This window comes from Psittacicella gerlachiana, assembly GCF_003585965.1.
Taxonomy (GTDB): domain Bacteria; phylum Pseudomonadota; class Gammaproteobacteria; order Enterobacterales; family Psittacicellaceae; genus Psittacicella; species Psittacicella gerlachiana.
In genome coordinates this window covers 1-4,657 of record NZ_NRJF01000229.1, presented here as the reverse complement: position 1 = coordinate 4,657, position 4,657 = coordinate 1, and the positions used below count along the sequence as shown (strand labels likewise).

Here is a 4,657-nt window from a genome sequence, read left to right as displayed (position 1 = left end):
AAGCTGAAATCGCTTCTTTTAATTCCGGATGCATTTGAAACATTTTAGTCATAAACAGTGATCTTAAGCCATGAAATGTAAAATCATATTTACTATTTAAAACTCCTGTTCGAAAATAATAAGTGCTGATTTCACTTGTAAAAGGACTGAATAAAGGAATTAAATCATCAACAATAAACACCATATGATCTTTCTTAGATTTCATACGGTTTGCTGGTATAGTCCACCAATTTCCTTCTCTTTCTTTTAAGCATAGATTATTTACTTCCTTCAAGCGACATGCTGAACATAAAGTTAAAATTAATGCTCGACAGTACTTATGATGAACTTTATTCATTTCTAAAGCAATACAATCATCAATTAGTAGAGCCAACTTATCTAACTCTATCATTTTTTGTTTTTGTGCTTTGCGAAGACTTGGGAAAAGATTTCCTATCGTAGGTAATTTAATATCGTGTACCATTTGTTCACGAACTGCAAAATTTACAGCAGCTATAAGTAAATGTATATAGATTTTTAATGGCAATGTGTTTGTCTTTAAGGGGGGAAGTCATTATGTTGTGTCTAATGAGGTGTGGCTTGAGTTTTTCAACTTCTATGTCAGCAAGACCTGTAATGTTTAAATGCTCGATATGAATTGTATATAAAGTTATAGTTGTTTTACGTAATGTGCTTTCTTTGTGTTTAATATATGCGAGGCAAATGTCTTTCAAGGTGTAAGTAATAAAACTTTCGTTGTTTCTTAAATGTTGTTTTAATCTGTAGGCTTCTAGACGTGCTTGCTCAAATCCCATAGAGTAGGTTTGACCTTGTACGTATTCACCTATTTTATAACGCTTTACTTTACTATCAATGCAAGAGACATAGAACCACGTACCTTTTCCTTCGTAAGTGTAAGATAGCCTTAATTGTAACCCTCCTCCATCACAGAGTGTTACGTGTTTTTTAGTTTTTAAAGCTTTCTTAATACCTTTTGATAATTTTGCTTTGGTTATTTTTCCATACATAAATTAAAAAATTCCTTATAGTCAGATAGTTTCAATACCTTAGAAAAAAGGTATATGAACAATAGATGTAAAAAGTTAAGCGTATCTAACTATTATAGGAATTTTTAAGAAAAGTTATTAAATAAGGTGGGATTAATTAGGTAAGAAAATATGGTAAGAATTATTGAAGTAAAGATTTTCTAGAAGGTGTAACTTATTGTAAATTAACGAGATCTTTAAAGAATAGACCAATCTTTTTCTGCTCGTCAATAGAAGGTAGATTTATTTTCATTACAGTAAGAGATTCAAAATTGAATCTAAATCTAACTCCTGCAGATGTTTCACTTGATCTTTGTTGTTCAAAATTATCGGTTTTTAACCAGTACCATAAGAAGTAATCATCTATAAGTTCTGTAGTCTTAAATACTACATATAAGGGAGAAATTATAGATACTTTACTATCACTATCTTTATAGGCTAAAGCTCCTGTTTGTACCCATCCAGGATTAAATGCAAATGAACATGGAGTAACGACGCCATAATTAGAAAGGTCTTTGCTAGCAATGACTCTCCCTTCAAATACTTCTAATTGAGGTATAAAACCATGTTTGCTAGAAATACTTTCTATTAATGAATATTTCAGTTCTTTGTTTCTTTCGTTGCTTCTTACTACGCAATCTTTAAGTTTTACATTTAACCATCGGTTATTAAAATTCGTAAATCTCAATTCAGGTATATTCATTTTTTGAATGCCTATTTTTCTAATCTATTTTTTAATTAATTATTAAGATAATACTTACTAGAAACTTATCTTATTATGAGTAATAAAACATTGCAATATAAAATACCGACTCTTAGATTTCCTAAATATAAGGAAGAATGGATAACAAATACTGTAGGAAATATTTTTACTCAAATAACAAGAGGTAAAGTTTTATCCACTAAAAGAATTCAATATAAAAAAGATACTAAATACCAATATCCTGTGTACTCATCACAAACATTGAATAACGGAATAATTGGTTATTACGATGAGTATTTATTTGAAAACTCCATAACTTGGACTACAGATGGAGCTGGTGCTGGAAATGTTAATTTCAGAGAAAATAGATTTTTTTGCACTAATGTTTGTGGGGTTTTAATTTCAGAAAATGGTTTTTGTAATTTAACAATAGCAGAAATTATAAATCAAGTTGCATATAAGTATGTAAGTCCAGTAGGCATTCCAAAATTAATGAATAATGTTATGTCTACTATATTAATTACGTATCCACCAACTATAGAAGAACAATTAAAGATTGGTCTAATCATTAAATATTATCTTCTTAAAATGCTCCTATATAATTTTGTTCCTCTAAAGATGGTACATTTATTTGCATCTGTACTAGAGATTCAAAATATAGTCTACTTCTTACACCACCGCTAGTTAGCACTATTCTTTGGTTTTCAAAGTTTTTAGTATGAATCCAATACCATAAAAAACTTCGACTCAATAAATCATTTGTTGTAAAACTAACATAATCAGGGGATACAATTGATATGCTCTCATTGAATTCTTTATATGCTATTGATCCTGAACTCAAAGCCATTGGATTATATGCAAAATAAGTAGGATGAACTACTATATATTTTGATAAATCCTTTCCGTACATTTTTCTATCAGAAAATAATTCACTTTGGGATATAAAACCAAACTTATTTGAAACACTCTCGATAAAATTGATTTTTAAATCTTTATTTCTTTCTGAATTTTTGATTAAAAAGACTTCTAATTTATTATTTTCCCACTTATCATTGAAATCTTTAAATCTAAGTTTTGGACTTTTCATAAATCATAAATAGGTAAAGCCATCTAGTTATTTTAGTAGCATTTATATTATTGTTATTTGGGACTATTTCAGGTCAAATATTTACTAGTTGTAATTAGTATTTTTAAATTTATATAAATTAAAATACAAATACTATTAATTATAACAAATTATGTTTTTTTTGATTGTACATATCATATACACGTATAATATGTATTTAAGATGTAAAATTTTATAAAAATATAACAAAAACATATCCTTATATATGCAAAAACTTAGATTCAATAAATATAAAGAAGGGTACAGGAAATTAAAGTTACAGGATTTATTAATAAATCATTCAGTGAAGAATAAAAATTTGCAAGTTTTATTAGTAGAAAGCATCTCTAATAAGCATGGATTCATAAAGCAAGAAGAGCAATTTGAAGATAGAGTGATTGCAAGTAAAGATTTAACTAATTACACTGTAATAGATGATTGTACCTTCGCATATAACCCTTCGAGACTCAACGTAGGATCTATTGCTTATAAAGAAAGAGGAAAAGAAAGATCTGTAGTATCTCCATTATATGTATGTTTTAAAACTAATGAAAAATTAGAAGATTCTTACTTATGGTATTGGTTTCAGACTTCTCAATTTAATAGACAAAGAGAGCTATTTACCGAAGGTGGGGTTAGAGATTCTTTATCATTCACTAATTTAAAAGAATTACAGATATTATTACCTATAAATAAAGAGCAAATTAAGATAGGATCATCAATCGAAATTCTATTTTAAATAAGTGGCCAATCTTTTTCTGTTCGTCAATAGAAGGTAGATTAATTTTCATTGCAATAAGGGATTCAAAATTGAATCTAAATCTAACTCCTGTAGATGTTTCTGTTGACCTTTGTTGTTCAAAATTATCAGTTAAAAACCAATACCATAAAAAGTAATCATCGATAAGATCTGTAGTCTTAAATACTACATATAATGGGGAAATAATAGATATTTTGCTATTTTGACTTTTATAAGCTAAAGCACCTGTTTGTATCCATCCGGGATTAAATGCAAATGAACATGGAGTAACAACACTGTAATTAGAAAGATCTTTACTAGCAATAACTCTTCCTTCAAATGCTTCTGCTTGAGGTATAAATCCCTGTTTACTAATAATGCTTTCTACAAATGAATATTTTAATTCTTTGTTTCTTTTATTACTTCTTACTACGCAATCTTTAAGTTTTACATTTAACCATTGGGTATTAAAATTCGTAAATCTCAATTCAGGTATATTCATTTTTTGAATGCCTATTTTTATAATTTATTTCTAATTAATTATTTAAGATAATATTTATTAAAAACTTATCTTATTATGAGCGATAAAACATTACAATCTCAAATACCGACTCTTAGATTTCCTAAATATAAGGAAGAATGGATAACAAATACTGTAGGAAATATTTTTACTCAAATAACAAGAGGTAAAGTTTTATCCACAAAAAGAATTCAAGATAAAAAAGATACTAAATACCAATATCCTGTGTACTCATCACAAACATTGAATGACGGAATAATTGGTTATTACGATGAGTATTTATTTGAAAACTCCATAACTTGGACTACAGATGGAGCTGGTGCAGGAAATGTCAACTTCAGAGAAAATAGATTTTTTTGCACTAATGTTTGTGGGGTTTTAATTTCTGAAAATGGTCTTTGTAATTTAACAATAGCCGAAATTATAAATCAAGTTGCATATAAGTATGTAAGTCCAGTAGGTATTCCGAAATTAATGAATAATGTTATGTCTACTGTTGTAATTACTTATCCACCAACTATAGAAGAACAATTAAAGATTGGCCACTTCTTTAAAGATTTGGATC

At 28.0% G+C, this 4,657-nt stretch carries 8 protein-coding genes; 3 read left to right on the top strand and 5 right to left on the bottom strand.

Annotation, left to right across the window (positions count from 1 at the left end; translation table 11 throughout):
- The 3 genes from CKF59_RS06985 to CKF59_RS06975 all read right to left on the bottom strand — a co-directional run.
- A partial coding sequence (locus CKF59_RS06985) for a site-specific integrase (protein WP_222985673.1) occupies positions 1 to 463 on the bottom strand: 463 nt, incomplete at its 3' end.
- Between the two features lie 4 nt (positions 464 to 467).
- Positions 468 to 1,007 (bottom strand): Arm DNA-binding domain-containing protein, encoded by a 540-nt coding sequence (locus tag CKF59_RS06980; RefSeq protein WP_119535221.1) that lies wholly within the window; start codon positions 1,005 to 1,007, stop codon positions 468 to 470.
- 193 nt (positions 1,008 to 1,200) lie between these two features.
- A complete protein-coding gene (locus CKF59_RS06975; protein ID WP_119535220.1) occupies positions 1,201 to 1,728 on the bottom strand; it encodes a restriction endonuclease subunit S in 528 nt (175 codons plus the stop codon).
- A gap of 75 nt (positions 1,729 to 1,803) precedes the next feature.
- Here CKF59_RS06975 and CKF59_RS08100 point away from each other — a divergent pair, with 75 nt between their 5' ends.
- A complete protein-coding gene (locus CKF59_RS08100; RefSeq protein ID WP_119535219.1) occupies positions 1,804 to 2,412 on the top strand; it encodes a restriction endonuclease subunit S in 609 nt (202 codons plus the stop codon).
- On the opposite strand, the gene CKF59_RS06965 is transcribed toward CKF59_RS08100, so the two are convergent.
- Complete coding sequence (locus CKF59_RS06965; protein ID WP_119535218.1) at positions 2,312 to 2,815, bottom strand: restriction endonuclease subunit S; 504 nt, start codon at positions 2,813 to 2,815, stop codon at positions 2,312 to 2,314. The genes CKF59_RS08100 and CKF59_RS06965 overlap by 101 nt on opposite strands.
- A 244-nt stretch (positions 2,816 to 3,059) precedes the next feature.
- On the opposite strand from CKF59_RS06965, the gene CKF59_RS06960 reads away from it, so the two are divergent.
- The gene (locus tag CKF59_RS06960) at positions 3,060 to 3,572 is read left to right on the top strand and encodes a restriction endonuclease subunit S (RefSeq protein ID WP_119535217.1); all 513 of its coding nucleotides are present in this window, start codon (positions 3,060 to 3,062) and stop codon (positions 3,570 to 3,572) included.
- Here CKF59_RS06960 and CKF59_RS06955 read toward each other — a convergent pair.
- On the bottom strand, positions 3,538 to 4,074 hold the full coding sequence (locus CKF59_RS06955; RefSeq protein ID WP_119535216.1) for a restriction endonuclease subunit S: 537 nt from the start codon (positions 4,072 to 4,074) through the stop codon (positions 3,538 to 3,540). The genes CKF59_RS06960 and CKF59_RS06955 overlap by 35 nt on opposite strands.
- A 75-nt stretch (positions 4,075 to 4,149) precedes the next feature.
- Here CKF59_RS06955 and CKF59_RS06950 point away from each other — a divergent pair.
- A partial coding sequence (locus CKF59_RS06950; protein WP_119535215.1) for a restriction endonuclease subunit S occupies positions 4,150 to 4,657 on the top strand: 508 nt, incomplete at its 3' end.

What these genes read in the sequence shown, in the direction of transcription:
- CKF59_RS06980 (WP_119535221.1), bottom strand. Translation starts at nt 1,007, where the DNA reads ATGTATGGAAAAATAACCAAAGCAAAATTATCAAAAGGTATTAAGAAA.
- CKF59_RS06975 (WP_119535220.1), bottom strand. Translation starts at nt 1,728, where the DNA reads ATGAATATACCTGAATTGAGATTTACGAATTTTAATAACCGATGGTTA.
- CKF59_RS08100 (WP_119535219.1), top strand. Translation starts at nt 1,804, where the DNA reads ATGAGTAATAAAACATTGCAATATAAAATACCGACTCTTAGATTTCCT.
- CKF59_RS06965 (WP_119535218.1), bottom strand. Translation starts at nt 2,815, where the DNA reads ATGAAAAGTCCAAAACTTAGATTTAAAGATTTCAATGATAAGTGGGAA.
- CKF59_RS06960 (WP_119535217.1), top strand. Translation starts at nt 3,060, where the DNA reads ATGCAAAAACTTAGATTCAATAAATATAAAGAAGGGTACAGGAAATTA.
- CKF59_RS06955 (WP_119535216.1), bottom strand. Translation starts at nt 4,074, where the DNA reads ATGAATATACCTGAATTGAGATTTACGAATTTTAATACCCAATGGTTA.